Genomic DNA, 26,617 nt, shown 5'->3' with positions numbered 1-26,617 from the left:
GAGACGGCAGTCTCACGTGTAAGCACAACGATGCCGGCGTTGACGAGACGCTTCGCGTCTCGTTCGCACACAAGAGCGAAGCTCTTGTGAACGCTGTATCCCCGCCGTAAACGACGGGGTTTTAGCGCCTGCAATTCAGATAACCCCTGCAATCAGACGAAGCGAGCGGAGATTCCGTTTTGGGCCGTCGCAATTGCTCGAACGCCACTTTTCGCTCAAACCACCGAACTCACGGATGATTTCCGTTTCGATGAGGAGGCTTTCGCCTACGATTCGAGGTAGTATATGCAACACTTGTGAGATACCGGCGTAAACGACAGTCGAGCAACGCTCGTTCGTATAGGGTCAGCAATCGAAATGATAGACACGTATCTGCTAAACCGAGGTGCGCCACGCTATGGACGTGTTTCCTAGACGCCGAACGGTCGATTGAAACGGACACAATTTCACTCCCGACCAGTCCAAGATATCGAGACGCTCTGATCGGCGGAGTTACTGGTGGTAATGAATAGTAGTTCCCTGCTCGGATGGCATGGCTTCCGTTCGAGCAGGGGGGAGGATGTGGCGGGGTGGGGTGGATCTAAAGTGATGGCGCCAGATCCATGGGAACCCGCTTAGGGCTTGTCAGAGGCGACCGCGCCACATGTATCCCTTTTCGGAGTGTGGTAAATGCTTTGTGGTAATGTTCGAAAATAATACAGTCGACTGAACGACAATGAATGGGGCTGCCAATAGTAGGTTGAAGAGCTAATGAATTGCACGTTCTCGAATCATACATTTCAGTTGTCACACCTCCGTGCCAGAGCATTTTATCAAAATATCTACAAAGCGGTTGTATATATCCTCACAGAACTATTTACAAACTAGATTAGCGAAAGTGACATCCTCCCGCGCCTGAAGACGCGGGCCTCCCACACCCACCAATGGGCGGTTCGTTGGGATGTTTACGGTTCGCACCCCGACGAGGTGCTGGCTATGCCACGTAGCCGGTACTCCTATCCCGTCCGGGGAACGGACGGGACTCGGAGTTACTTGGTTGTTTTGTGTCGGTCCGCCGTCCGAGGGCTTACTTTTTGATGCGGCAAACACCCAGTCAACTGCCAGTTGTCGGACTGTCAAACCCGATAGGGTACTATCGATTCGACACCGAGAGATACGCGGGGAGAGCACCTAAGACTATGCCGTACAGTGAAAGTAACCAAAGACGGCGATTCATCCACGCCCTCAAGGGCGTGGTATTCTCGCCTGCAATCCTATAACAGGAACGCTGATAGCGAGAAGAGATAACCGATTATTGTCTCTACTCGCTTACTTCAAAGCTATTTATTTCCACATGCACGATCCGCTTGTGGAGGCGGGTTACCATTTCCAGGTGGACTGAGCTCCGTTACTGGAGGCGTACATGTCCAGTTTCCAGTCACTGGGTCAAAGATACAGATTCCGGGCTTCGTTTCGCATGGCGGTCCTTTATGCACTGGCTGCGCAAGTACCACTCCCGTTCCGCTCGCTATAAGCAGAATAACAAGTCCAAGCGCTACGAATTGTCGCTGCATTTCGGTTTTCCCCCGCAAATGTGGGTAGAAAATGCTATTTATTGAAAACGATTGGAAGAGAATGTTCAGATCAGAAACTGGTACGGCGGGATGTAGAAAGGACGAGGATAACTAACTATGTCACTTGTACGGATCTTCCACGATTACGGTGTCCTCGCGCGCCGGGCCGACACCGACGGCGTAGATGGACGTATCGAGTTCCGCTTGGATGTATTCGAGGTAGGTTCGAGCGTTCTCTGGGATCGCCTCGTAGCCGTCACGGGCAACCACGCTCCAATCGACGTCGGGCCAGCCGTCGAACTGCCGGAAGTTCACTGAACACCGCTCCCATCCGCTAGTTGTCGGCGGAACCGTTTCCATCTCGCGACCGTCCAACTGATAGCTATGTCCTACGCGTACCTCATCGAGCCCCGACAGTACGTCGATGTGGCCCACCACGATGCCCGTAAAGCTGCTCACGCGTGCGGCGTGCCGAAGCATCGGCATGTCAAGCCATCCGACTCGACGCGGCCGACCGGTAACCGTCCCGTACTCGCCACCCTCATCACGGATGTATGTCGCGAGTTTCTCGTCTTCTTCACTCGTGTTCGCTCCACCCTCGTAACCGGGTGTCTGCCCTTCGACACCGGCTATTTCCGTCGGCATTCCGCCGTTCCCGACACGCGTGGTGTAGGCTTTTACGACGCCGATTATTTCGCCCGCTCCGATAACTCCCGGTCCGAGTCCGCTTCCCGTACAGGCGGCACCCGCCGTCGGATTCGAGGACGTGACGTAAGGATACGTTCCGTGGTCTACGTCGATTATCGTTCCCTGTGCTCCTTCGAGCATCACCTCATCTCCGTCCTCGATTCGCTCTCCGAGATAGGAACCACAATCGACGGTCATCCCTTCCTCGGCGAGTCGATCACCGTACGCACGATAGGTTTCGAAGAGATGGTCAACGTCGAATGCGTCGTCCGTTTTCGTCTCGTAGAACTCCTCGACAGTCGTCCGCTTTTTCGGGACGACGTACGTAAGTCGGTCACGCAGTGCGTCCGGGTCGAGTAGGTCTCCGACGCGAATTCCACACCGGGCGGCTTTGTCCTCGTACGTCGGCCCGATACCTCGTCCCGTTGTCCCGATGGGGTCGTCTTTGTCGTCCTCTTCGATGCCGTCGAGAATCTGATGATAGGGGAAGATGACGTGTGCGCGCTCTGCGATGCGGACGGTGGGTTCCAGTCCGCGTTCGCGGAGCGCATCGAGCTCGTCGAACAACGTCTCGGGGTTGACGACGCATCCGTTACCGATGACGCCTACTTTTCCTCGAACGACGCCCGACGGAAGCAGCGAGAGCTTGTACTCTTCGTCGTCGAAAACGACGGTGTGTCCGGCGTTGTCGCCGCCCTGATACCGAACGACGACGTCTGCGGGTTCACCGTATAGATCGACGGCGCCACCTTTGCCTTCGTCGCCGAGTTGCGACCCAACGATAGTGACAGTCATACACCACTATGACCGCACTAATATTACAAATGTGTGCCGATTTAGCTCTGAATACTAGGGGAGAAATGCACATTTGTGCTATTATGTAATTTCGACAAGTGGGTCGAGGATGCTACGTTTCCCTCACCAAGCTGACCGCATGCTCGGTGCGCGAGTCGCCGAAATCGCTCACTCTGCGTTCGTATCCATCTCCGACAACGGTTCGACACGGAACACGTACTCCGCATAGACGCCGTCGAGGTTCGTCGGACTCTCTTCGGCGGTATGTTTTCGGCACAAAAACGCCTCCGCATCGACGGCACCGTGACCGGTTTCTTCTTGATACCGTTCGAGGACGACGAACGCTGCTGGCTCGTTGCAGTCGCGACGATGGCACGCGGGAGGTGAGGCCGAATTTTCCGAGTCTTCGTCTTGGGCCTCCGTTACGTCCGGTTCGTCAGGTGCTGGCTCGGTTTCGTTGCTCCGCTCAAGCGCCTGTTCGACCTCCCACTCGCGCTGGCTGTTCTCCGCGTCACGTGCTTGCTTGTCCCGACCCTTTTTCGTGTCTGCCACGGTGAACTAGACGGGACTGATGGAGATAACGCTGTGGTCGCTACTTGCACTTACACTCGTCCCTGATTCGAACGAGATGATGCTGGAAGAAGCGCTCTTTTGTCCGTATCGGAACAGGCCACCCGAAACCGGAAATTGAGCAGTACGCTGGTTGAGCAGTACGCTGGGCTGTTTTCGCGTAACCCACAGTATTTCCACTTCTGTGAAAATGCGGTTCAGTGGTGGGTTTATGAAGATTGCAGGCGCTAAAACCTCGTCCTTTCGGGCGGGGATACAGCGCCGTCTTTGGTTGCAAACACTGAAATCGGAAGGTTTGCGTTCCCACACTGTGTTTCTGTGATTGTCGATTCGATGGTATCCCATCGGGTTTGACAGTCCGACAACTGGCAGTTGACTGGGTGGTTGCCGCATCAAAAAGTAAGCCCACGGATACCAAACCGACAGAAAATAACCAAGTACCTCCAAGTCCTTTGCGGGATCGGAGTACCGGGGGCGTGGCACTCCCTTCAACACGTCGGGTTGTAAACGTACGTTCCCAAACCAGCGCAATCGGGCGTGGGAAACCCCGTCGTTTACGACGGGGAGGATGTCACTCGTAATACGACTTTCGTTCCACGACCTCAGCGAAGGCGACGCTCGTTGTGACGTTGGTGATTTCGATGGTTACACGCTCTCGCTTCTCCGTATCGGGGACGATAATGACGTAGCCACGGCCAACACGAGCGATTCCGTCGCCCTGTTCACCGATCCCTTCGATTTCAACCGTTCTTTCATCTCCAACTTCGACCGGCGCTGCTGACCGTTCATGATTGTGTGCCGGTGCTGGGTTTGGCTCGTCCGTCGTTGAGGATTCGGAACCGAGCAGCGCTACTTGGAGCGTTTCACCGCGCTGTACGTCTCCGTCCGTCAGTTCCCGTTTGGGAATCGTGAGGCTATATGTGTCGTCGTGGCCTTCGACCCGCGCGCTGAAAACGCAGCATAATTCGTCAGGAATCTCCATCTATCCACAGCAACGTTCCGAGATTATAAGAAAGTGTGCTTGGTACCGCCTATTTGTAGGGAATATTTCGTCGATAGCGAACGGAGACACTCGGTCTCATAGATACCACAGCGCGGATACCCGCGATTTTAGGCGCGGGAGGAAGCGCGTCACTTGACTACTCGTTGAGCAATGGCCCGCCGGAATCCAACCCCTTCGCTCCGCGAAGCACAAGGCCTTTCCATGTCATCCACTGCGGAAAGCAGAATCTGTGGTCATCTCCGAGTCCGTCGCTACACGACGAGGTGCCGGTAAGTGGATGTGACAATTGGTCGGTGAGTGCGGTTTCCCACCCTCTCCTTGGAAGCAACCGCACTGTCAAACGACACCAAACCTAGCGAAACCGTCGAAAGAACTGCTATCGATTCGAAATCGCGCGAGTTCTGATATACGTCGTAATCGGCCCGATACAAAGCCCCTCGACTGCGAACAGCGGGATGATCAGGATGCCCACGACGACCGAGATGTACGCTCCGACGGCGCTGGCGGCGTTCACGTTTCCGGTAGCCAAAGCGATGTTCAGGACGCCGAGTAACGAGAGAGAAATTACTGCGGCAATTCCACCTAACAGTCCAGCTAACCCGCCGTCATAGAGCCCATCAGACATAGTCTCGGCTGTCCAACCGGCGACAATTCCGCCGGGAATTCCCCACGGTGCGAGTGCGCTACTCCCGCTTACGATACCGGCGACGATGCCCACGAAGGCCGTTACTGACGCCCCTAAATATACATTTTTGCCAACCATTACCTTTCATGCAATAGTATTCACCATATCAATTTTGTAATGTTTCCAACACTAATCGTTGCACGTTTTGATACGGACGAAATACGTTCCAACGCTGCTGCTTGCGATTGCTTAACCCGAAGACAAATCGTTGTCGCTCTGTTTCTGTGGGAGGATTTCCGGTTCTTCGAACCAATGAGGTTTACAATTCTTGCGTGATATAACAGATAACCCTCCATATTGTTTATTTGGATGTCGATTCTACGACTACGCTCAAACGTCGCCACAATTAATCACATGACACGCTTCACCGACTCACCGCCACACCACCCACCACTTTCGAGCGATAGTGTAGATTACTCGCTTTCGATTATCATCGTTGAGCAGGTCGCCGCCCAGAAGGACGTTGCACCAACGGCGCTCGACCCGCTTTACGATACGATAAATCCGGATGCGCTCGCTGCGCTGTTCGACACACGCACGAACGACGCTTCGAGAGAGCAAGTGAAAGTAGCGTTCGAATACAGTGGCTGTCGAGTAACCGTTACGGGTATGGATACTGTTCAAGTAACGCCGCTCGACGATCAGTAGTACGATCAGTCGAACTACCCACGACCGCAATTAGCGGGTCGGTCATGAACAGAATTTGGGCCCGACCTTGAAGCACTCGTCCTGTATTTTTGTCGAAGGTGATCGGACGTACTGCTAGCAATCAGCAGTTGACTGTTCGCAAAATAGACATTCTAATCACATTTATTCCCGGTTCACCAACACGATCCCCGAGGTAACCCGACTTCTGGAGCTCATCGCGGCCCACTTCGACCACTCTTATCCCTGATGTGAGGTCTCGGTGGTGTCGGACGTGCGAAGATAAGTCGGATGGAGCCGCCTTCTAACCACGATTGAACGCCTTTTCAGGAGCGAAATCGGAAGTGGTGAACAGTGGCTGAATCGGAGAAAACCCAAATACGGAGTGCTCCAACAACGACCGATTCACATCCCGAGCGATGCGATTGCCGAGAGATACAGCGCGAACGAAACGAACGCTGCTATCGTTCGAATATGGTTCCACCGTGCCCAGCGGCTACGAACGGTTGCCCATTCGTCCGGCGGCGACGATGGTGACCAGGTCGCGATGGTCTCGTTCATCGGAATATGGATTCTCATCGTCACCCCGAAGGTTCCGAGGAGGTATACGCCGACGCCTGCGAGAAACAACTGGCCAAATTGTGTTGTCCAGTCCCCCTGGAACACCACGACGACCGCGCTCCCAACCGGAACAACAACGGCGCCGAAAAACACGATGCCGAACACCACGTTGAGAACCCGCTCGTTGATCTCCTGCATCACTGTCGTGTATGCGGACGCCGAAAGCGTTTCGAGCGCCAGTACCACGCTCACCGAAAACGCGAAAAAGAACCCGGCCATCAGCCCGGCGAGGGCCGCCGACACGGTAACCAACAGGACGACGAGTTCCCCAGAGAGCACGCTTGATTGTATCATTTCGGGGAATTCTGTTCACGTGTCGGACTCTGTCCGGCGGGCACAGCGGTAGCACCAACCACCGTCGAAGAAACGTATCGCTTCATTGCTCGGTACTAGCTACGGGTGGCATGAACATGGGAGTACTGCCGAAGACTTCCGGCACAGTGACCCCCGTGTAACGGTCGCGTGGAGGTCATCGCCCGAGGGTTGGAGCGTTGTCCAGGGGCGACCAGGCCACCGAATTCCCCATGCCATCATGCCATGTAAAGACGAAAGCCGTTCGTTCGCGTCAGGTGATTCGTGATGGGTCGGTGGGTGTTCGACAAAGGGAGAGGTGAATTGGTCGGGTCGAAAATCCGACTGCGAATGAGTGTGAAATTTTCGAATGACAGTATTACGTGCGGGCAGCGTAGGGAACTCATGGGAACCGAGAATCTAGAAGAAACGCTGTTGAACCTGGAGGAACGGTTCTGGTACGGAGACAGCGCGTTCTATGAGGAGTATCTCACTGACGAGGCGGTGATGGTATTCCCCGAACCGGTTGGCGTGCTCGCGAAGTGGGAGACCATCGCATCGGTCGCCGGGAGTCAGCGATGGGCCGATGTGCGCATCGAAGACAGTCTCATCACCGTTCTCACCGATACGGTAGCGATGCTGACGTACCACGGAACGGCCGTACGAGAGGGGGACGAACAGCCATACAACACGCTGGCAACCAGTGTGTACGTCGATGACGATGCGTCTTGGAAGCTAGCACTGCACCAACAGACACCCGACACAACCGATACCGGCACGGAGAGATAACAGTGACGACCTATATCGCCTTGTTGCGTGGAATCAACGTCGGAGCGCACAACCGAATGAAGATGGCGGAGCTGCGAGAGCTGTGCGAATCGTTCGGACTCGAAAACGTCCAAACCTACATCCAAAGCGGGAACGTCGTGTTCGAAACATCGGAGAGGGATGGTTCCGTTCTCGAGAGTGAACTTGCGGACACGATCCGCGACCGGTTCGGCTACGATATCTCCGTCATGGTCAGGACACGTGCCGAGTTCGACAATATCGTGGAACGACAGCCGTTCGACGAACCGACGGACGAAAACACGACTCGGTACGTCACATTTCTGCGCGAGGGACTGGACGACGACCAGATTCAGGCAATGCTGTCCGCCGAAAACGATGCCGAAGCGTTTGCCGCACACGGTCGTGAAGTTTACAGCCGAATCCACAGAGACAAGCTGAAAAGCGGCCGTTTCACGGACGTCGGAAAACTGGTTGGTGTGCCCGCGACGCGGCGCAACTGGAACGTGGTCACCAAGGTGCATGCATTGTTGGAATGACCACGGAGTATGGAGCGAATCGTTGAGGGCATGTTCGAAATCGGAGAATTCAGATCGCCAACTGAGAAATGATATCAAATAACGAAATCTCGTTGCAGGCGGCGCTCAACGGCAATCGTGTGCATCCTGCGACGCCCCGAACGCCGGAAGAGCTCGCTGCGGAAGCGTGTGCGGCGGTCGATGCTGGCGCTGAATCGCTGCATCTGCATTCTTACGACGAGAACGACCGCGAAACCCTGGAAGCGGGGCCGTGTGCCAGAGCGCTACGTGCAGTCCGCGCCGCATGCCCGGGGATTCCGATATCTCTCAGCACGGCAGCGAGCATCGAACCCGACCCGAAGGAGCGAACGGCACTTGTCGCGGCCTGGACGGAGCTTCCAGAACTCGTGACGGCCAACATGGGTGAAGCGGGGATTTTCGACCTCTGTGAGCTTCTTATCGAACGCGACATCGGAATCGAAGCCGGGTTGCTGTCGCTTGATGACGCGCACACCTTCGTCGAGTCAGGGATTGCGCCGCATTGCGTTCGGGTGATGGTCGAACCGCTGGACTCGGAGCCTGATGATGCGCTCGGCCACGCCGAGGCCATCGAACAGGCGCTCGTTGACGGCGGTATCCAACTCAAACAGGTACATCACGGCGACGGAATCGCCTCCTGGGCGGTCAATCGACGCGCTGTGGCCCGTGGTCACGGTATCCGGACGGGTCTGGAGGACACACCCGTCCTCCCTGATAGTCGTCCGGCCGACGGTAACGGCGAACTCGTCGCAGCTGCCGCAACATTGTTGGAACGCGGTCGGTGACCGCACGCCGTCTTGCTATTCGATGGCTCGACCGTTCACGCGAGAGAAAGAAGCAATCGAGGACTGACGGTGAGTTTCCGTACTCTCATCTATGCGGTAGCGAGGAAACCTCGTCGCTTGCGGCGGGGAGGAATCGCGTTCGGTTAGCTGGGCAGTTGCACGCGTGTCGCCCGGTTGTCTGTCCTACTCGGTCGTATCGTTGGTGTCGAGTGATTCGACTCCTTCGAGCATGAGGCCTTTCCAAGTGTATCCTCGCTTGTCTTTGATTGCTTTCAGTCGGTCGTGCTGTTCTTCGTCTACTTCGAATCTGATTTCTATACCCATACATTAGTGTACCATTCGTGGAGTTTATGTGGGTTGCGGTCGTACCTTGTACTGTCTGATGACCGCCGACCCCACCGCCACGAAAACGCTCCAAGCCAGCCTCGCGCCACTCACGGCGCATAAAGAGCAAAGGCTTCAGCGTACCGTGGCGACGTACCGGCGCGCCCTCTCCGAAGCGTTCAAGAGTGGCGCGGATACGCAAACAGCGGTCAACGATATCGTCACACCGTACACGCTCACGTCCTACGCCAAAGACGCGCTCAAGTCGTTCGTCCCGAAACTTCGGGATACGTACAACGCTTCCGAGTTGAAAGACGACCATCCCGTCCGGTTCACGAACCGGGGATGGAAACTCGACCATTCCGAAGAACGCACACACGAGTTCTGTTGGCGCGTTCCCCAAGCCGGACGTGGCAACGCCTTCTGGATTCCGCTTCGCATCAACCCCGATCAGCGGGAATTGTGGACGGACTTGTTCAACGACGACGTGACGGTCGGTGAGTTCCGACTGCAAGAGCACCGAACGAACTGGGTGCTTCACGTTACCGTTGAGTACGCGGTCGCGGAACTAGACGTACCAGACGACCCAACTCCGGTCGGTTTCGACATCGGTGAATCCAAGCTCCTGGCGGGCTGTGCCTGTCAGGACGATACTCCTATTCAACCGATGCTGTTCGACGGCGGGCGGGCTCGACATCTCCGTAAGGAGATGTTCACCACGCTTCGCCGTCTTCAAGAACGTGACGCCGACTGGCGGATTGACGAGCGATTTGACCACTACCAGAACGCGCTCACTGATATTGTCGAAAAGGCGTCTCGACAGGCAGTTGAGTACGCCCGACAGTTCGGGAACCCGGTTATCGTGCTCGAAGACTTGTCGTTTATTCGCGAGCGGTTGGATTACGGCAAGTACATGAATCGGCGTCTTCACGCATGGGCGTTCGCCCGACTTGCCGGACGTATCGAGGACAAAGCCCGTGACGCGGGTATTCCCGTCCGATTCGTGAATCCAGCGCACACGAGTCAGATATGTCACACCTGCGGCCACCTCGGATATCGTGGCAAACAAGCCACGTTCCGGTGTACGAACGACGACTGTTGGGTGACGGAGTATCAAGCAGATATTAACGCGGCGGCGAACATCGCCGGGCGCGTAGACCCGTGGGGTGAGAGTCTGTCGTTGAAACTGACGGACGATGACACACCACAGGATGGGAGCACGTGTGACAGTGCCTTGGGATACCGGGAGACGAGTCGGCAACCCCAACAGACGACTCTCTCGGAGTATGGTTCCGAAACCTCCGACGATGAGGCTTCCCTTGTAGGAAGCCCCGCTCTTGAGGGCGGGTGAGGATGTCACCCAGTACGTGATTCCGAAACCAGCGTTGTACGACGCGCTTCGTGCGTCAGGAAACCTTCCCCGGTTTCCAGCGCTCATGCGGAACGGGTGGTTACACACCGAATTGACCGCCTCCCACGAGCGGTTGTCAGCGTTCACAGGTGAGCTGACGGCGTCGAAAATCCCGTATCAAGTCCTCTCGGTAACCCAATCACCCGAGCCGGTCGAACTGCTTACGGAACGTCAATTGGAGTTGGTTTCCGAAGCGGTCGAACAGGGGTATTACGACAGCCCCCGTGGCTGCACACTCACCGAACTCGCAGAGTCGTTCGACATCAACAAATCGGCCGCGAGTGGCATACTCCATCGGGCCGAGGGACGAATCGTCAAGGAGTTCGTCGAACAGCCCATGACGTGAATCTCCCGAGCTGTTGGTTTCCATTCACGGACGCTGACCCCAAAGCTCGAACGTCTCGGCCCGCATCTCCGTCGTGACGCCGTATTTTGCATCCTCGATGGAGGACGGAATCGCTTCGTATGCGTAGCGAGACCGAAGGCTCGCTCGGACGGCGTCGCGGACGCACGCCCTCGCCGCCGCTCCGACCGGCGTTCCGCTCCCGGCGAACGTTGTCGCCTCCCCGTTCGGGTCGCACGCGGCGATGACAGCGTCCGTCGTCGTGCCGGGAAATCCAGTCTCGGCGAGCAGCGTCGCAGCCTTCGCCTCGACGGCAACCGACAGCAGCGTCGCGAGGCTTCCGTCGTCGAGGGCGTGTGTCGTTCCAAGCATGACGTTCACGGTTCCCGAATCCGTCCGTTTGGCGGTCACGTCGCCGAGTGAAGCGGTCTCGTCGGTGTGCATCGGAAGGGCCGCCGGGTTCGAAATGCCGGCGGTGGCTATCGCTTCGACCGAACCGCACCGTGCCCCGCGAGCATGGCGAAGGTTTAGCCCGGTGAGGAGGTTCGGACCGGAACGGTCGAATCCGGCATCCGTCCGGCGTTCGTCGATGTAGGTATCGAGGTCCGTTCGCTCGAACCCCTCCGGAACCGAGATGTTGTAAGCGGCACTCGCGTCGAGCAGTCCACCGTTCCAACCGCTGCTGAGCCACCGGGTTCGGGGACGAGCGACTTGCAGCACGTCGTCCCGAACCGTCGTCTCAAACATCGGCAAGAACCTGTAGCAGTCGGTCGTTTTCGTAGGGCAACCGTACCGCCACCCGAACGTGGTAGTCGAGGCCGCGGAACGTCGTGGCGTCGCGAAGGGCGACACCACGGTCACGGGCGGCTCGGACGATTTCGGTAGGGTCACGTTCGCCGACATCCAGCAGCAGGAACGGCGCGTCCGAAGGATGAACATCGAACCGGTCGGCGAGGGCGTTTCGCATTCTGGTGCGTTCGTTTCGAACGCGCCCACGGGTTTCCGCGATGAACTCGGCGCAACCCATGCTGTGCGTCCCGACGGTGGCGGCGGGAGTGCCAAGTGCCCATGCCCGGCGGGCGATTTCGAGGAGTTCCAGTTCGGTTCCGGTCGCAGCCGCGAATCCGGCGCGCAGGCCGGGTAATCCGAACAGTTTCGTCAGCGAGCGAGCGACGACGACACCCGGGTGGCCCGCTATCGACTCCTGGTCGGTAAATCCGAGAAACGCCTCGTCAACGAGCAGCGCTGTTCCGGCCTCTCGACACCGTTTCGCGTAGCGACGCAGTTTGCGGGCGTCGTACGCGTCACCCGTGGGATTGTTCGGATTGCAGACGATGACGAGCGCGTGTTCTGCTGGATTCGTCTCGAAAACGCGGTCGTGCGGGACTGCCTCCGGGGTCGCACCCTGCAAACGAACCTCGCGGTCGTACTCGCCGAAACTGGGGTACGGAACGAGAACCGAATCGCCCGCCGAAACCGTGGTTTGAAGTGTCAGCCGAATCGCCGCGAGGCCACCCGGGGTCGGAATCACCTGCTCGGGTGTGCAACCGACGTAGTCCGCCGCCGCACGACGATAGTCGGGATAGTCGTCCGGCGGATACGTTCCGGACTGCGTCAACGCATCGCGGTACACCGCTTCAACGCCGGACGGAGTCCGCGGGTTGATGTTGGCGCTGAAATCGAGCAGGTTTGGGTCGTCGGAACTCCCGTGCGGGACGCGTTCGACACCATCGACGGCGTCAGGGTTCATGGGCGTCACCGTCGAGTCGGTCGTACACCTCGATAATGCTCTCCCGCACCGGTTTCATTCCGATACCTTCCCGTCGTGCGAGAGCAAGTGCACCACCCATTCCGACGCCTTCTTTTCCTTCACCCTCGACGTACCGCCGCATCGAGACGTGGTCGGCCTCGTCGAATCCGGGGTCGGTGATTTCGAGTTCGAGTTCGAGGGCGCTGCACGCGCGGTCGATTGCAACCGTTTTGTCGTCGGCGACGAACGATGTGGTCGCCAGTCCGAGCGGAGCGTCGATTCCGGCGTGGCGAACGAGCGCTGCTGCCGCGAGCATCTGCGTCCCGCCCGCGAGGGTCACGTTCGTTCCGGATTCTAGGGCACCGGCGGTTACTCCCGCCACGGTGGCGAGGACGGGGTCGCCCGCGCTCGTCACTGCGAGAATCGGTTCTCCGGTCGTATCGCCACTATCGAGTTCGCTCGTGGCCAACGCCTCCTCGACGACTCGGCGTTTGAGGCCGAGCGGATTCTCAGGAAGCGACGACGAGACGCCGATTTCTTCGCCGAGCGCCGTGAGAACGCCGAGTGCAGTCGTCGTCCCGCCGGGAATCGTCTCCCCGATCATGATCGAATCGTCGGGGAGCGCCGCGCCGAACTCGCACCCGGCCTTGTACACGTCGTTCGCGTCGGGAACCGGTTTCCCCTCCCGAATGTCGTTCCCGTGCTGTGCGCCGACGGAAACGGTCGGCGCACCGGTCGGTCGTGCCAACCCGGCGTCGATAACCGTCAGTTCGAACTCCAGCCGTTCGCGGACGGCCCGCGTGACGACGGCGGGTGTCGGACAACCGCTCGGGCTGACCGGAACGATGGGTGCCCGAATCGGTCGGCCGTATTCGACGATTTCGGCGTCCGCGCTCGGCGTGTGCGCCATCAGGTCGGGGGCTGCACCGGCAGCGCTGATTCCGTCGATTTCGGCCGTTCGCGTCGTTCCCGCGGCGAGGACGAACCTCATACGAACGCCTCCGCCACGGCAATGTCGGTCTCTCGGTTCACATTGAGAGCGAGACGGGCATCGTAAGTAATGTGGGTGGTTTCGGCGTCGCCATCGCCCACGACGTTGATTCCGGTCGGGGCGAGTTCTCTTTCCCCCTGGTCGAACGTCATGTCGGTGCTCACGCCCAACTGCCGCTTGAGGGCGGCGGGGACACAGACCGTACGCGAACCGCCGTCGTGTGCGGCACAAATTTTGTCGAGACACGAACCATCGAGAAGCGGAAGGTCGGACACGACGGTGAGTACGGGGAGTTCGACGCGTTCGAGCGCGTAGGAGAGGTCTTCCACGTAGCCCGTGCCCGGTGCGTCGATGATCGGTATCGAAAGCGAGTCGAGATGACGACGCGTCTCGGGCGTGTGCGGGGAGACGACGGCGTAAATATCGTCGATTCGGCTGTCGGCCACAGCAGTACTGACGCGCTCACCCATCGGAACACCGCCGATTTCGACCATCGGCTTCTCGACGGCTGCGTCGAGACGCGTTCCCTTGCCGCCGCACATCAGAAGTGCGTCCACATGACCACCCCCACGTGTAGCGCGACGAGTCGGGAGAGTTCGTTGGCGGCCCCGAACACGTCGCCGCTGATGCCGCCGAGCCAGGACTGCGCCCACCGGCCGACGACCGCGGTGGTGAGCAGACCGGCGCTCATCGCTCCGATGCCGACCGGTGATGGCCACGAGAGCGCCACTGCCGGAAGCGAGACGACGATTGCACCGGCGAACCTGCGGGGCGTCTGGTCGATGAGTTGTGAACCTAGCCCGTCGTGTGCGGGTGTTCCGAAAGCCGCCAGTCCCGCCATCCCGAGTTTCGCGCTGACCTCCGCGACGACTACGAGGGCGACGATGATTTCGAGCGGGAGCGCAACTACCGCCAACGCAGCGAGCGCGAGTCCGGCAATGACGAGCGCGACAGCGAGGAGGGAACCGACGCCGACCGCCGTATCTTTCAGCACGGTTCGGCGCTTTTCCGTGCCGTGCACCGCGGCCGCGTCGCCGAGGTCGGCCAGTCCATCGACGTGATTGATGCCCGTGACGCCGTACACGGTCGCGAGAAACAGCGCAGCTGCAACCGGTGCGGTAAGCGGGAGCAGGAGGGGAACGGCGAGGAGCGCGCCGATGACGTATCCGGCCAGCGGGAACGCCGCCGAGGTTCGCCGGAACGCGTCCCACGCCCCTTCGTCGTGTCCAACCGGGAGCCGACTCAGGAACCCGAGCGCGCCGCGAACCGCCGTCAAAACCACGAGACCACCCCCGCCCCGACATACGCGAGGAGGCTCGCTCGCCGAACAACGCGGACGCCGCTCCCTACGTCGGCGGCGGTCGGCAGCGACGCGCTCGGATTGAGCACGTAGACTCCCTGTTTCTCGAAGCGAGTGTCGAGCACCGCGGCGAGAGTCGCCATCGGCCACCCCGAGTTCGGCGATGGCGGTTCGCGCGCCCACGAGCGAGCGTCCGAAAGCGCGTCAGTTGCGACACCGGCGAGCGCGATGAGTACGGCGCTGAGTCGGGCCGGAATCCACATCACGGCGTCGTCCAGTCGTGCGCTCGCCCAGCCGACGGGCTTCGAACGGTAGCCAAGCATGGAGTCAAGCGTGTTGACCGCCTTGACCCACGCCGCGGCGGCAGCGGCCAACGGGAGCGAAACGGGCGCACAGACCGCGAAGGCGAGCAGGGATGCGACGAGACCGTCGGCCAAGTTTTCGGAGAGGCTTTCGGCGACCGCGCTCCGAATCTGTTCCGGTGAGAGAGCCGACGCGTCACGTCCCGCGAGCGCTCGAACTTCCTGTCGGGCCGCCCCGATATTCGTCTCCGTCAGTTCGGTCACCTCGGACGCGGTTTCGAGGAGCATCCGCATGCTCGTCGTGGTAAACAGTACGACACCGGCGAGAATACTCGCGACGAGGGGATGAATCATGAGCGCTATTTGGACGGCGATGCCGACGAGGACTGCCGCTATCACGGGCAATCCCAACGCGATGAGCACGCCTGTCTCGCGGGGAGCAGACCATTCGCGGCCAGCCGCGCCGACCGCGCTCCCGAACCAGACAACCGGATGCAATTCGGTCGGCGGTTCCGCGAATCGCCATTCCAGGAGGAACGCGACCGCGACAGCAAGAAGGCCGTACACGGTCATTTTGATTCCTCCAGCTTCGACGGCACGTCGCTCAGGGGAACCGAAGCGAGGAGAATCGCCGTGGCTCCTGCGTCGGTCGCTCCGCCGTCCGTTTCCGGGGTATCGCCGACATGGATGAGTTCGGAGAGCGGCGCATCGAGCCGATTCGTGATTTCGCGAAACGCGCGTTCGTCCGGTTTGCGCCATCCGCATTCGACGCTGCTGACGACCGCATCGAAGGTGTCCGGCTCGAACGCCGAACGAGCCAGTATCTCCGGTACGAGCCCCGGAACACTACAGTTCGAGAGGATTCCGACCGGTTCGTGCTCCGCGACGTCCTCGACGGTAGTTTGAGCCCCCGCCCGGGTACGAACGGCGGTAGTAAACGCGTCGAGAAGCGCCGCTCGGATGACCCTTTTCGATGGCCCGTCGCCACGACGATTCAGTCCCGCCGTGACGTGATCGACGAGCGAGAGTTCCCTCCCCGTCGGGGTTTCGATATGGGACGTGGTGTAAACCTCGTCCCAGTTCGAGGGGACGATGACGCCCCTTCCTTCGAGCGCGTTTGCAACGGCTCCAGCAGGGTCGTCAGGTGGGGTCACTTCGACGAGCGTTCCGAAGAGGTCGAACGAAACTGCCACTGGGTTTCGGTATGGAGGCCGCCTATTTGAATTGTGAGGGGTCTTTCGCACCTTTTCGGAAACGGTAGTACAAGGGAGTATCCGATTCGAGCCGATCGTTCTCGGTGGATTTCGGATTTCGATGGCTTCCCAAACCGGTTCGTTGAACGGTCGTCCGTGGAAAAATGCAGTTTGTTGGTGTATTGCCTCCACGTTACTGCCATCAAATTGATTTACTGGGACAGTGTTCAACCAGATGATGAGTACGTTGCCCCCGGTCCGAGCAGATTCCTAGTCGTCGGCAGTACACTCTCGTTCGTGCGAGATCCGTTCTCGACATACGAACGATGGGCCGAGGAATACGGTGATATCGTCGCCACCGATATCGCCGGGCGGACGTTCGTAATGGTCGCACACCCCGACCACATCGAACGCATCCTCGCTCACTCTCCCTCGATTTCATCGAACAGCGCGTTCACCCGACGTTCGATTTCGTCTCGGATTTCACGGACGCGTTCCGGATCCTTCCCGTCGGGATCCGTCAGTACCCAATCTCGAATGTCGACACTTGCCGACGTGTCGAGTTCGAGCGTCGAACATCCCATCGTGGCGACGTAATCACACGACTCGAGTTCTTCGGGTTCGATGGCTTGTGGCGTCCGGCCCGAGAGATCGAACCCTACTTCGGTCATGGTTTCGACGACGATTTCGTGAATCTGGTCAGCAGGATGCGTTCCACCTGTCGTGATTTCTACGCGGTGTTCCAGCCCGCGTCGCTCACGTTCGCGTTCGGCAAACGCGGTCGATATCTGGCTCCGACCAGCGTTCTGGACGCACACGAATGCAACCCGAATTGTCTCTGAAGAAGTACCGCGGTTCATTCGCGGATTCCTCCTTTCCCATCGACACTCCGGCGGAGTCTCGATGGAGTTCTCTTCATCGACGAACGAACTCTATCGACCGACCCGTTGATACCGACAGTGCAGGAATCTACGACCTCGTCCGTGCTGAAACGAAGGGTTTCAACCATGGATGAATAGTTGAACAACTCTTCTATTAAGATTTCGAACCACCCTACTCCCGAGAAGCGTCGGGGCGACAGCACCCTCCAACACGAGTATTGTCGTACGAAAAGACGGTGTAAACCGGCCGCTTCGTGGAACGTCGTGTACTCCAGAATTCTTATTGAAGTGTTCGCTCAACTGTTTCGTAATGGCAACCAACGACCGACTTCGGCGCTATCTCACCGATGAGTTGGGTGATTGTTGTGCTGAAGACGTGGAACAACGCATCGGTGAACTCGACGTTCTCGAGACACAGACCGACGAGACGACGCTCGAAACTGATGTCCAAGTACTCTCTGCTCTTGCGAACGAGACCCGCTACAAAATCGTTCGGCTACTACATGCAGCTGACGGTGAACTCTGTGTCTGTGAATTCGCACCGCTCCTTGACGTGAGCGAGAGTGCAATCAGTCACGCACTCTCAGACCTCACGAATGCAGGACTCGTCGCGAGGCGAAAGGATGGAAAGTGGCGAAAGTATCGGATAACCGGACGAGCAACTGCCCTTCTCGTCGCACTCGACGGAACGAAATCGCTCTAACAAGTAATCGAAGACTCCTCGATTCTTCCAGTTGAAACACGGTGAGGAGTTCTGACTGTCGTAATTCGGTTCCGATCTCTCGTACCTGTGTCCTCACCGGAACCAATATATGAGCGGACGTTCACATGAATATGTGTTCAGATGAAAGGCGAACCATCGACACACACAATGACCGACTCTCAACCGCCGGACGAAGCCGATTGTTGCACCACGGAACAGCCACTTTCAGCGGACGAGTTGCGAGACGATGTCAGGCTTCTCTCGGCAGCGGCGACCGACACCCGGTACGAAGCCCTTCGGCGTATCGCCGCGAGCAGCGACGGCGTCTGCGTTTGTGAACTCGCACCCGCACTCGGCGTGAGCCAAAGTGCCGTCAGCCATGCACTCTCTCGACTGCACACCGACGGGCTTGTCACGCGACGCAAGGAGGGGCGATGGCGATACTACGAAGCGACACCACAGGCTGAAACACTACTGAACGCACTCGATGCGATTCGACAGACAACCCATGAGTAACACGACCGACCCCGAAACCAACGATGCAACGACGGTAGACGCAGAGACACAACGACGAGCGGTTCGAGAGCGGTACGCGACCATCGCGACCGAAGAATCCAGTTGCTGTGGCGATTCGCTCGCCAGTACCGATACCGAACGCGACGACCGAGCGGAGCAGCTCGGTTACACAGCCGACGATATCGACGCCGTCGCTGACGGTGCCAACCTCGGTCTCGGCTGTGGGAATCCGAATGCGCTTGCGGCACTCGAACCCGGAGAGACGGTTCTCGATCTCGGCGCTGGCGGTGGGTTCGATTGTTTCCTCGCCGCCGACGAAGTCGGGTCGGAGGGCCACGTCATCGGTGTCGATATGACGCCGGAAATGGTCGAACGGGCACGAGGCAACGTCGAAAAAAACGGTGGTGACAGCATCGAGTTCCGACTTGGCGAAATCGAACACCTCCCGGTAGCGGACGACAGCGTTGATGTCGTTATTTCGAACTGCGTCATCAACCTCTCACCGGACAAGCCACAGGTCTTTCGTGAAGCGTATCGCGTTCTCGGTACGGGCGGCCGTCTCGCGATCTCCGACGTCGTGATGACCGCACCGCTCCCCGAAGCCGCCCGGAACGATATCGACTCGCTTACCGGTTGTATCGCCGGTGCCGCGACGATCGAATCGCTTCGATCGATGCTCGCTGACGCCGGGTTCGTGGACGTACACATCGAACCGAAAGAAGATAGCGACCGGTTCATTCGGGAGTGGGACGACAGTCGTGACGTGAGTGAGTATGTGGTTTCGGCGACAATCGAAGGACGGAAGCCACCGCAATGACCGAACACCCCTCGAATCATCAGATGAACATGGATACGGACGAAACTGCACGACTGATACCGGCAACCGAACAGCAACTCGACTACGTCAGGAATCTCCTCGACGAATCGGGCTTGCCGACGGACGATATAATCGAAAAGCGGGATTGTCTCTACCTTTTCACCGTCGATTCTGAACGAGTCGGTGTGGGCGGACTCGAATGCCACGGTTCGGTCGCTCTTCTCCGGTCGATTGCGGTCGACCCCGCGAACCGAGGAAACGGATACGGTTCGCTGCTGTGCCAACAGTTGTTCGAACGGGCAGTTGCGCGTGATGTGACCCAACTCTATCTGCTCACGACGACCGCTGAGACGTTTTTCGAAGATCTCGGCTTTCACGAACTCCAACGAGATGATGCTCCATCCGCGATCCAACAGACCAGTGAATTCCGACGTCTCTGCCCGGAAACAGCAACGTGTATGACGAAAGAGCTACCGTAGCGAACTCATCTTTGTTTGCACCATTTTGTGAAAGAATTAACTATCCGTTTACTACCTCTCAATGGATAGTATTACTACTTTATAATACTGGGCAATAATATTGATGAGTAATACTGATTTCAGATGGGCATCGAACGCATCTTCCAGCGACGATACCTAAAGGAAGGTATACTGAAGGCCAGAGTTGAACCATTTCATATATGGTTTAATAGTATAATGAGTGTTGAGAAAGTCGATGACATGGAGGACTCCAGCTTGGAAACGTGCCCGTGGTGTTCCGGTAATATAGAAAAACAAGCAAATAGTGTGATAATCAGCTCGCCCGACCCACGGTCTTTCTCATACACGTGGCATCTCCATTCGGATTGCGCTGCCGAGTGGCGAGAATACGTGTCGCACCTCCGGACTCTCGCAGGGCGTGGGGCATTTCGAACACTTGTCGAAGAACCACTCAGGGGAGACGTAAACGAGATGACCGAGTGGGACGATGCTGTTGACCAGCACTCTCACCGTGTCGAACTATCCTAACGAACGAGCGCTCCAGTGATCGGAATGGCTATTCGACGGTGACGCTCTTCGCGAGGTTGCGTGGTTTGTCGATGGAACGCCCCTTCGCATTCGCGACGTGATAGGCAAACAGTTGGAGGTAGACGTTCGCTACGACCGGCTCCATCACCCCAACCGACGGCACTTCGAGCGCCGTATCGAACACTGCGTTCGGGTCAGACTCGGATGTCACACCGATGACCGGTGCACCGCGCGATTCGACCTCTTTCACGTTGTGTAATGTTTCGTCTGCATTCGTTCCTTCCGTCAAGATAGCAATCACTGGCGTGTCCTCAGTGACGAGTGCGAGGGGGCCGTGTTTGAGTTCGCCACTCGAGAAGCCCTCTGCGTGGTCGTAGGAGATTTCTTTGAGTTTCAGTGCACCCTCCAACGCAACCGGATGGCCGAGTCGGCGGCCGATGAAGAAAAACGCTTCACTGTCGGCGAACGCCTCCGCCGTGTGACGTACAGTGGATTCGGCATCGAGCACCTGCTGGATGGCACCCGGAACCGCAGACAACTCCTTCAGAATGGTTGATGCCTCGTTCGAGGAGAGTGCGTTCCGTTGTCGACCGAGATAGACAGTCAGCAGCGTGAGCGTCATCACCTGCGAGGCGAACGTCTTGGTCGCAGCAACACCGATCTCCGGACCAGACCGAATGTAGACCGTATCGTCCGCTTCGCGGGCCATCGTCGATCCGACCGTGTTCGTCACTGCGAGCGTTCGAGCACCTGCGCCTGCGGCTTTCCTCAGTGCACGTAACGTGTCGGCGGTTTCACCGCTCTGTGTGACTGCAACTACGAGCGTTCGCCATGGATCCCGTCCAGCGCGGAACTCGTACTCGCTTGCGATATGCACCGAAACGCGTACATCCGCGTGCGCTTCCAGCAGTTCCGCAGCGTACAGACCAGCATAGTACGACGTTCCACAGGCGATAATTTGGATCTCATCGAGGGAGTTGCAGTATTCCTGTGACAAGGATAGGTCGAGGTCGACCGACCCAGCGAGTTCATCGACACGGCCGGAGAGCGCCTGTCGGACTGCGTGTGGCTGTTCGTGAATCTCCTTGCGCATGTAGTGTTCATAGCCACCTTTCTCCGCAGCATCCGCGCCCCAATCGACGGTTTGGCGGTCGCGTTCGACGACATCCCCGCCGTTCCAAATGGTCACATCGTCACCAGTAAGGTGGGCGATATCGCCATCCTCGAGGAACGTAACCGTTCGCGTGTGCTCGACGAACGCTGTGACATCGCTCGCGAGGAAGGATGACTCCTCGTCGTGACCGATAACGAGTGGACTGTCTTGACGAGCGGCGACGATTCCATCGTGCCCGACGGCAGTGACCGCGATTGCAAAACTACCATCGAGCATTCCGACGACGTGTTCGACGGCGTCACGGAGGTCGGCGCCCTTTTCGAGTGCATTCTCGATAAGATGGGCGATTACCTCTGAATCCGTCTCGCTCGTGAACTCGTGATCATCGCTAAGCTTCCGTTTGAACGTCTCGTAGTTGTCAATGATGCCGTTGTGCACGACCGATATCCGTTCGGTGCAGTCGGTGTGGGGATGGGCATTTTCGTCCGTAGGCGCACCATGTGTACTCCAACGGGTATGCCCGATACCGCAGGTAGCGTCCGGTGCCGACGGTATTAGCAAATCGTCGATCTGGCCGCTCTGTTTGTGGACACGTAGCGTATCATCGAGCAACGCGATGCCCGCAGAGTCGTAACCGCGGTATTCCAAGTTCTTCAAACTCTGTGCGACTATCGTTGAGCAGTCTTTCCGACCGACATATCCAGTTATTCCACACATACTTATCCTCGCTGAACAAACGCGTTGTCCGCTATCCGACCGCTGAGAATCGATCCACTGTCCGCAGTTACACCCTCGCCGACGATGGTTCCTGGCGTTATTGTGACACTACCCTTTAGGTGAGCGTTATCGCCGACAACTCCACCGAACGTCACATCTCGGTGAACTTCGTCGCCAAGTGTGATATCGGTCGAACCACCTTCGATGGTGGTATTCGCACCGATAGTGGCATTCGCACCGACGACACAATTTCGGACGACTGCACCGGGTTCAATCGTTGCATCCGGGAAGACCACGGCATCCTCGACGACAGCGTTCGCCCCGACGGTGGCGTTCTCGCCGAGCGATGTCCCTCGGAATACGGCCGCACCAGGTTGCACCGCCACATCTTCGTCTATCTCGACACCATCGTGAACCACAGCACTCGGTGCAACACGTGCCGACTGGGGGGGCTCCGATTCGTGGGTCGAGCGTTGCTGGTCGATAACGTAGTTGTTGAGCCAGAGCAGATCCCACGGATAGGAGATATCTCCCCAGAGACCGGTGTACGGAACCGCCCGAAGTGGATGAATGGCTGATTGTGTCCGTAGCGTTGTCGTCAGTGCTCGCTCGCCGCGACTCTCGGTCTGGCGAATCGCTGCAAAGATTTCGGGGCCAAACGCGTACACCCCAGCGTTGATCTGTTCTGACGATGTGATACCGGGGTTCGGCTTCTCGATAATGTCAGTAACCGTCTGGCCGTCCAGTTCGACGACACCAAACCGATTTGGCATCTCGACGCGCGTCACTGCGAGACAGGATTCCCCCGTTTGACGACGTTCGTCGATCAGATCCTCGACAACCCGTGGCTCGACATATCGGTCTCCGTTCAGTACGATGCAGTCCGATCCGATGTACGGTTCTGCCTGCAACAGCGCATCGCCAGTCCCCAACTGTTTCTCTTGAACAGCATAGGTAATATCCACGTTCCAGTGGTTACCATCGCCGAAATAGTTCTGAATCCGTTCGCGATGATAACCCACGACGAGAACGATTTCGGTAACCCCCGCAGTGGAAACCGCCTCGACGACAGATTCGAGCAGTGGCTTGTTCCCGACCGGGAGCATTGGCTTTGGGCGACGATTAGTGAGAGGTCTGAGTCTGGAACCCGCACCAGCAGCGAGAATTACCGCTTTCATCGTAGATACCACATAACTGTCAGGATATAACTCTTTTCATTGACAATCCAATCACTTGGTTACGGAATTGCAGGCGAGAAAGCCTCGCCCTTGAAGGGGGGATGAATCGCCGTCTTTGTTCACTTCACTGCACAGTAATGTCTTAGGTGCTTTCCCGTCGTTTCTATGTCTATCCGACGCGGCCTGTTTGCGCCCATACCGGGACAATCGGACAAATTCGGACCTCTCAGCCGAGACTCGAAGTACCCTTTCGGGAGAGGTTGGGTACCGACGCTAAATAACCAAGTACCCCTGAATCCCGTCCGGAATACGGACGAGATAGGAGTAACGGCTACTTGGCATAGCCAGCACCTCGTCGGTGTGTAAACCTTAAACTCCAACGAACCAGCGACAACGTTGTGGGAATCCTCGCCCTTCAGGGCGGGGAGGATGTCAAGTGTCTATCCAAAGCAACTCCGACTGAAACATTCACCACGCTATTTCGAGACTCCCTGTCCAGTGGCATCCGTCGCTATCGCCCGTGTTGAAATCTCATTCGGCGCTCTGCCTCCCCAGCGACCCACATTCATCGGTTCGTGGAACACCGCCGCCATACGTTGAAGCGTCTGTAGCGCGTACAGGAAGTATGTGTGGACGGAATGCCCTTTTCGCCGACCAACAAGCCCTTGAAGACCACTTTGACGCGAAAATCGTCACGGATGGCGGATACACGCCGCGGTACAACATCGCGCCGAGCGACCCGTTAGAAGTCATTACGAACGAGGCTGCCGGCGAAATCGACCAGTACCACTGGGGATTGATTCCGTTCTGGGCCGACGAACCCGAGGAAGGCATCATCAACGCTCGTTCCGAAACTGCGGACGAGAAGCGTGTTTTCCAGGATTCGTGGGAATCTCGACCGTGTCTGGTTCTGTCTTCGGGGTTCTACGAATGGCAAAAACGGAACGGTGGGTCGAAACAGCCGTATCGTGTTTATCGAGAAGATGCTCCGGCGTTCACGATGGCCGGATTGTGGAGCGTCTGGGAAAACGACGAGCACTCGATTCCCTGCGTGACCATCCTGACGACCGAACCAAACGAGATGATGGAGTCGATCCACGACCGAATGCCCGTCGTACTCCCGAGTGGTGAGGAAAAACGGTGGCTCTCGGCCGATTCGGACGAGCGCAAAACGTTGTGTCAGCCGTATCCAGAGGACGACCTCGCTGCGTACGAAATTTCGACGCAAGTCAACAACCCGATGAACGACGATCCGTCGGTAATCGAACCGCTGACCCACGGCCAGTCGGACTTTGGTGAGTTCACGTCGAAGTGATGCAGGGCAGAGTTACACGATTGTAGTGGTACGTCGCGATCTGTCTTACGGAATTTCAAGCGCAAAGCCTCGCCCTTTAGGCGGGGATACGCGCGACAACGAGGCTACAACCGCAATCTACAGGTAGCCCGGCGTCGAACCGTAGTTCAAGCCAATCGCGTAAACTCTCAATTGGAAGACACGGGGTCGCTTCCCGCTGATACGGACGGTTCCACGCCCACCACCGGCAAACCGGTGGGGAGTACGTGGTTCGGACGCGTTCGCCGTCCTCACACTATCCCTACCCGTCACTGGAGACGGTCGGCAACGACCGCGCAAACGAGGGGGCGACAGCACATCAAAACATGCCCCGTTCGCGGTTGCACTTCGCCACGCCGGTCGTGGCGGAGTACGGTCGATGGCACGGCCCGTGTCACATCCTTCGAAAGAGGGGGTGAATCGCCATGTTCGAACGGTCGCACGGTGCGACCGGACATGACGAGCGCCACAAGCGGATATTCAAGCATACCACGCCGCATTTGCGGCCCGACGTGGAGCGCACAAACCCGGTACTCCCACCGTGGGAGGAAGTTGGCTTCGGGGAACTCGGTGCGGTTCCGACGCCCTACGAAAGAATCCTCGCGCTTCAGCGCGGGGAGGATGTCAAGAGTAAACATAGTTCTCCTAATACACATAGGCAAGACAGGGTCGTTTCCGGTGTTTCCGAAAGTCGAAATCAGCGGAGTCGGTAGGTGCGCGCGCGGTTCTTTCCCTCGGCGACGACCAGCCGATAATGTTCCATCTTCGAGAGGTGATTTCGAACCGTTCGATTCGTTTTCGGCTCGTCAACTCGCTTCTCGTACTGTTCATACAACTCGCCCGGATTGAGTTCGCCTTCTTCTTCCAAAATCTCGTAGAGGGCGCGCTGATGTGGGTTGAGCTGGTCGATGGTTTTTTGGCGCACTTCCTGACGACCATCGGGGACTGCTTCGTCCACGATGTCGGTCGTTATCCGTTCCGCGCCGGTTTGATCGGCGCGGCGTGCTGCGTTCCTGAGAATGCCGATGGCGACCCGTGCATCGCCGGCGGCGGCATCGGCGATCAGTTCCAACTGTTCGTTTCCGATTGCGTTTTCCGAAAGTCCCCATCGAGCGCGAGCGTGGAGAATCGCGACGAGTTCGTCGAGGTGGTATTTCTCGAACGGAACCCGAACACACGTTCGGAGTCGACTGGCTAATCGACTGTCGAGGTGCGAAAACAGTTCTTCTTCGTGATTCGTGATGAGCACCATCGAGATGGTCGGCATCCGATACAGGTCGTAGAGGACGCTCTTGTCTTCGAGTTGGTCGACTTCGTCGAGGATGACGACGAACTGTGACCCATCGTACCCTTGGAGACGGTCGAGCAGTTCGTCTTTCGGCGTCGACCGGCGATGAATGTTGACAGTCTGACCGATTCCTTCGAGGATGCAATAGAGCACCTGAAACCGGGTGTAGTCCTGCCAACAGTTGACGTACTGAGTATCGATGTCGAGGACGTTTTCGCGCAGTCGTTCGACGGTGAACTTCGCAATACACGTCTTGCCCGCACCGGACGGCCCGAGGAGCAGTGACGTTTCACCGCTCTGCCCGTCCATGATGGGTTTGAGCGTGTTCGAGAGCGTGTTGATTTCCGCGTTGCGATGCTCGACTTCCTCCGGAACGAACTGTGGCTGTAGCACGCGAGCATCGTGAATCATCGGTACCGGTGTCTATTCTCCCCGACATAATAAACGGAAGTGGGCTATTTCCGATTCTTC

30 protein-coding genes and 1 pseudogene are annotated in these 26,617 nt (G+C 57.9%); 14 read left to right on the top strand and 17 right to left on the bottom strand.

Annotated elements, in window-relative coordinates; genetic code table 11:
• Positions 1-1,673 precede the first annotated feature (1,673 nt).
• The 4 genes from ACN2TU_RS17145 to ACN2TU_RS17130 form a co-directional block, all read right to left on the bottom strand.
• Complete coding sequence (locus tag ACN2TU_RS17145; protein ID WP_435157030.1) at positions 1,674-3,035, bottom strand: adenylosuccinate synthase; 1,362 nt, start codon at positions 3,033-3,035, stop codon at positions 1,674-1,676.
• Positions 3,036-3,203: 168 nt separating this feature from the next.
• Positions 3,204-3,587: a hypothetical protein gene (locus ACN2TU_RS17140; protein ID WP_435157028.1), complete on the bottom strand. Its 384-nt coding sequence runs from the start codon at positions 3,585-3,587 to the stop codon at positions 3,204-3,206.
• A 589-nt stretch (positions 3,588-4,176) separates the two neighbouring features.
• Positions 4,177-4,587, bottom strand: a complete 411-nt coding sequence (locus ACN2TU_RS17135; protein ID WP_435157027.1) for a TRAM domain-containing protein — start codon at positions 4,585-4,587, stop codon at positions 4,177-4,179.
• Between the two features lie 397 nt (positions 4,588-4,984).
• Positions 4,985-5,371: a hypothetical protein gene (locus ACN2TU_RS17130; RefSeq protein WP_435157025.1), complete on the bottom strand. Its 387-nt coding sequence runs from the start codon at positions 5,369-5,371 to the stop codon at positions 4,985-4,987.
• A 276-nt stretch (positions 5,372-5,647) separates the two neighbouring features.
• Here ACN2TU_RS17130 and ACN2TU_RS17125 point away from each other — a divergent pair, with 276 nt between their 5' ends.
• On the top strand, positions 5,648-5,941 hold the full coding sequence (locus ACN2TU_RS17125) for a HalOD1 output domain-containing protein (RefSeq protein ID WP_435157024.1): 294 nt from the start codon (positions 5,648-5,650) through the stop codon (positions 5,939-5,941).
• A 402-nt stretch (positions 5,942-6,343) separates the two neighbouring features.
• Here the strand turns inward: ACN2TU_RS17125 and ACN2TU_RS17120 are convergent, their stop codons facing one another.
• Positions 6,344-6,853, bottom strand: coding sequence for an anthrone oxygenase family protein (locus tag ACN2TU_RS17120; protein WP_435157023.1), 510 nt, complete (start codon positions 6,851-6,853; stop codon positions 6,344-6,346).
• Positions 6,854-7,255: 402 nt separating this feature from the next.
• Here ACN2TU_RS17120 and ACN2TU_RS17115 point away from each other — a divergent pair, with 402 nt between their 5' ends.
• The 3 genes from ACN2TU_RS17115 to ACN2TU_RS17105 all read left to right on the top strand — a co-directional run bounded on the left by ACN2TU_RS17115 (position 7,256) and on the right by ACN2TU_RS17105 (position 8,978).
• Complete coding sequence (locus ACN2TU_RS17115; RefSeq protein ID WP_435157022.1) at positions 7,256-7,639, top strand: nuclear transport factor 2 family protein; 384 nt, start codon at positions 7,256-7,258, stop codon at positions 7,637-7,639.
• 2 nt (positions 7,640-7,641) lie between these two features.
• On the top strand, positions 7,642-8,175 hold the full coding sequence (locus tag ACN2TU_RS17110; protein WP_435157020.1) for a DUF1697 domain-containing protein: 534 nt from the start codon (positions 7,642-7,644) through the stop codon (positions 8,173-8,175).
• Positions 8,176-8,243: 68 nt separating this feature from the next.
• Entirely contained in the window at positions 8,244-8,978 is a 735-nt protein-coding gene (locus ACN2TU_RS17105; protein ID WP_435157018.1) for a 3-keto-5-aminohexanoate cleavage protein, read from the top strand.
• Between the two features lie 183 nt (positions 8,979-9,161).
• On the opposite strand, the gene ACN2TU_RS17100 is transcribed toward ACN2TU_RS17105, so the two are convergent.
• Positions 9,162-9,302, bottom strand: coding sequence for a hypothetical protein (locus ACN2TU_RS17100; protein WP_435157017.1), 141 nt, complete (start codon positions 9,300-9,302; stop codon positions 9,162-9,164).
• 58 nt (positions 9,303-9,360) lie between these two features.
• Between ACN2TU_RS17100 and ACN2TU_RS17095 the strand changes: the two genes are divergently transcribed.
• Positions 9,361-10,653, top strand: coding sequence for an RNA-guided endonuclease TnpB family protein (locus tag ACN2TU_RS17095; RefSeq protein ID WP_435157015.1), 1,293 nt, complete (start codon positions 9,361-9,363; stop codon positions 10,651-10,653).
• A gap of 16 nt (positions 10,654-10,669) precedes the next feature.
• Positions 10,670-11,059 carry a helix-turn-helix domain-containing protein gene (locus ACN2TU_RS17090; protein ID WP_435157013.1) on the top strand — a complete coding sequence of 130 codons (390 nt, stop codon included), beginning with the start codon at positions 10,670-10,672 and terminating at the stop codon, positions 11,057-11,059.
• Positions 11,060-11,083: 24 nt separating this feature from the next.
• Here the strand turns inward: ACN2TU_RS17090 and ACN2TU_RS17085 are convergent, their stop codons facing one another.
• The 7 genes from ACN2TU_RS17085 to ACN2TU_RS17055 are packed head-to-tail and all read right to left on the bottom strand — an operon-like array spanning position 11,084 to position 16,592.
• Positions 11,084-11,803: an adenosylcobinamide amidohydrolase gene (locus ACN2TU_RS17085; protein WP_435157011.1), complete on the bottom strand. Its 720-nt coding sequence runs from the start codon at positions 11,801-11,803 to the stop codon at positions 11,084-11,086.
• Positions 11,796-12,806, bottom strand: a complete 1,011-nt coding sequence (locus ACN2TU_RS17080; RefSeq protein WP_435157009.1) for a threonine-phosphate decarboxylase — start codon at positions 12,804-12,806, stop codon at positions 11,796-11,798. The genes ACN2TU_RS17085 and ACN2TU_RS17080 overlap by 8 nt, the downstream gene beginning before the upstream one ends.
• Positions 12,796-13,797, bottom strand: a complete 1,002-nt coding sequence (gene cobT / locus ACN2TU_RS17075; RefSeq protein WP_435157007.1) for a nicotinate mononucleotide-dependent phosphoribosyltransferase CobT — start codon at positions 13,795-13,797, stop codon at positions 12,796-12,798. The genes ACN2TU_RS17080 and cobT overlap by 11 nt, the downstream gene beginning before the upstream one ends.
• On the bottom strand, positions 13,794-14,339 hold the full coding sequence (locus ACN2TU_RS17070) for an NTP transferase domain-containing protein (RefSeq protein WP_435157057.1): 546 nt from the start codon (positions 14,337-14,339) through the stop codon (positions 13,794-13,796). Before ACN2TU_RS17070 ends, cobT begins: the two co-directional genes overlap by 4 nt.
• The gene (gene cobS, locus ACN2TU_RS17065) at positions 14,339-15,079 is read right to left on the bottom strand and encodes an adenosylcobinamide-GDP ribazoletransferase (RefSeq protein ID WP_435157006.1); all 741 of its coding nucleotides are present in this window, start codon (positions 15,077-15,079) and stop codon (positions 14,339-14,341) included. Before cobS ends, ACN2TU_RS17070 begins: the two co-directional genes overlap by 1 nt.
• Positions 15,070-15,972: an adenosylcobinamide-phosphate synthase CbiB gene (gene cbiB / locus ACN2TU_RS17060; protein WP_435157005.1), complete on the bottom strand. Its 903-nt coding sequence runs from the start codon at positions 15,970-15,972 to the stop codon at positions 15,070-15,072. The genes cobS and cbiB overlap by 10 nt, the downstream gene beginning before the upstream one ends.
• A complete protein-coding gene (locus tag ACN2TU_RS17055) occupies positions 15,969-16,592 on the bottom strand; it encodes an HAD family hydrolase (protein WP_435157004.1) in 624 nt (207 codons plus the stop codon). The genes cbiB and ACN2TU_RS17055 overlap by 4 nt, the downstream gene beginning before the upstream one ends.
• A 33-nt stretch (positions 16,593-16,625) precedes the next feature.
• Here ACN2TU_RS17055 and ACN2TU_RS17050 point away from each other — a divergent pair.
• A pseudogene (locus ACN2TU_RS17050) lies at positions 16,626-17,069 on the top strand (cytochrome P450); the annotation flags it as partial.
• Here ACN2TU_RS17050 and ACN2TU_RS17045 read toward each other — a convergent pair.
• The gene (locus ACN2TU_RS17045; protein WP_435157002.1) at positions 17,015-17,452 is read right to left on the bottom strand and encodes an arsenate-mycothiol transferase ArsC; all 438 of its coding nucleotides are present in this window, start codon (positions 17,450-17,452) and stop codon (positions 17,015-17,017) included. The pseudogene ACN2TU_RS17050 and the gene ACN2TU_RS17045 sit on opposite strands and share 55 nt — an antisense overlap.
• 331 nt (positions 17,453-17,783) lie before the next feature.
• Here ACN2TU_RS17045 and ACN2TU_RS17040 point away from each other — a divergent pair, with 331 nt between their 5' ends.
• From ACN2TU_RS17040 to arsN2, 4 genes are all read left to right on the top strand, one after another.
• On the top strand, positions 17,784-18,176 hold the full coding sequence (locus ACN2TU_RS17040; RefSeq protein WP_435157000.1) for an ArsR/SmtB family transcription factor: 393 nt from the start codon (positions 17,784-17,786) through the stop codon (positions 18,174-18,176).
• A 168-nt stretch (positions 18,177-18,344) separates the two neighbouring features.
• Positions 18,345-18,692, top strand: a complete 348-nt coding sequence (locus tag ACN2TU_RS17035; RefSeq protein ID WP_435156998.1) for an ArsR/SmtB family transcription factor — start codon at positions 18,345-18,347, stop codon at positions 18,690-18,692.
• Entirely contained in the window at positions 18,685-19,509 is an 825-nt protein-coding gene (locus tag ACN2TU_RS17030) for an arsenite methyltransferase (RefSeq protein WP_435156996.1), read from the top strand. Before ACN2TU_RS17035 ends, ACN2TU_RS17030 begins: the two co-directional genes overlap by 8 nt.
• Positions 19,506-19,988, top strand: coding sequence for an arsenic resistance N-acetyltransferase ArsN2 (gene arsN2, locus ACN2TU_RS17025; RefSeq protein WP_435156994.1), 483 nt, complete (start codon positions 19,506-19,508; stop codon positions 19,986-19,988). The genes ACN2TU_RS17030 and arsN2 overlap by 4 nt, the downstream gene beginning before the upstream one ends.
• 556 nt (positions 19,989-20,544) lie before the next feature.
• Here arsN2 and glmS read toward each other — a convergent pair.
• Together glmS and ACN2TU_RS17015 are read right to left on the bottom strand one after the other, a co-directional pair.
• The gene (glmS, locus tag ACN2TU_RS17020; RefSeq protein WP_435156993.1) at positions 20,545-22,347 is read right to left on the bottom strand and encodes a glutamine--fructose-6-phosphate transaminase (isomerizing); all 1,803 of its coding nucleotides are present in this window, start codon (positions 22,345-22,347) and stop codon (positions 20,545-20,547) included.
• Positions 22,348-22,349: 2 nt separating this feature from the next.
• The gene (locus tag ACN2TU_RS17015) at positions 22,350-23,525 is read right to left on the bottom strand and encodes a sugar phosphate nucleotidyltransferase (protein ID WP_435156991.1); all 1,176 of its coding nucleotides are present in this window, start codon (positions 23,523-23,525) and stop codon (positions 22,350-22,352) included.
• A 625-nt stretch (positions 23,526-24,150) separates the two neighbouring features.
• On the opposite strand from ACN2TU_RS17015, the gene ACN2TU_RS17010 reads away from it, so the two are divergent.
• The 3 genes from ACN2TU_RS17010 (at position 24,151) to ACN2TU_RS17000 (ending at position 25,571) form a co-directional block, all read left to right on the top strand.
• Positions 24,151-24,840, top strand: a complete 690-nt coding sequence (locus ACN2TU_RS17010; RefSeq protein ID WP_435156990.1) for an SOS response-associated peptidase — start codon at positions 24,151-24,153, stop codon at positions 24,838-24,840.
• A gap of 245 nt (positions 24,841-25,085) precedes the next feature.
• Entirely contained in the window at positions 25,086-25,277 is a 192-nt protein-coding gene (locus ACN2TU_RS17005; RefSeq protein WP_435156989.1) for a hypothetical protein, read from the top strand.
• A 6-nt stretch (positions 25,278-25,283) separates the two neighbouring features.
• Positions 25,284-25,571 (top strand): hypothetical protein, encoded by a 288-nt coding sequence (locus tag ACN2TU_RS17000; RefSeq protein WP_435156988.1) that lies wholly within the window; start codon positions 25,284-25,286, stop codon positions 25,569-25,571.
• On the opposite strand, the gene ACN2TU_RS16995 is transcribed toward ACN2TU_RS17000, so the two are convergent.
• A complete protein-coding gene (locus ACN2TU_RS16995) occupies positions 25,556-26,557 on the bottom strand; it encodes a Cdc6/Cdc18 family protein (protein ID WP_435156987.1) in 1,002 nt (333 codons plus the stop codon). The two genes, ACN2TU_RS17000 and ACN2TU_RS16995, sit on opposite strands and share 16 nt — an antisense overlap.
• Positions 26,558-26,617 lie beyond the last annotated feature (60 nt).

The organism is Haladaptatus marinus, from assembly GCF_051194195.1.
The sequence above is the reverse complement of the archived record's forward strand: the minus strand, read 5'-3'. Positions and strand labels throughout refer to the sequence as shown.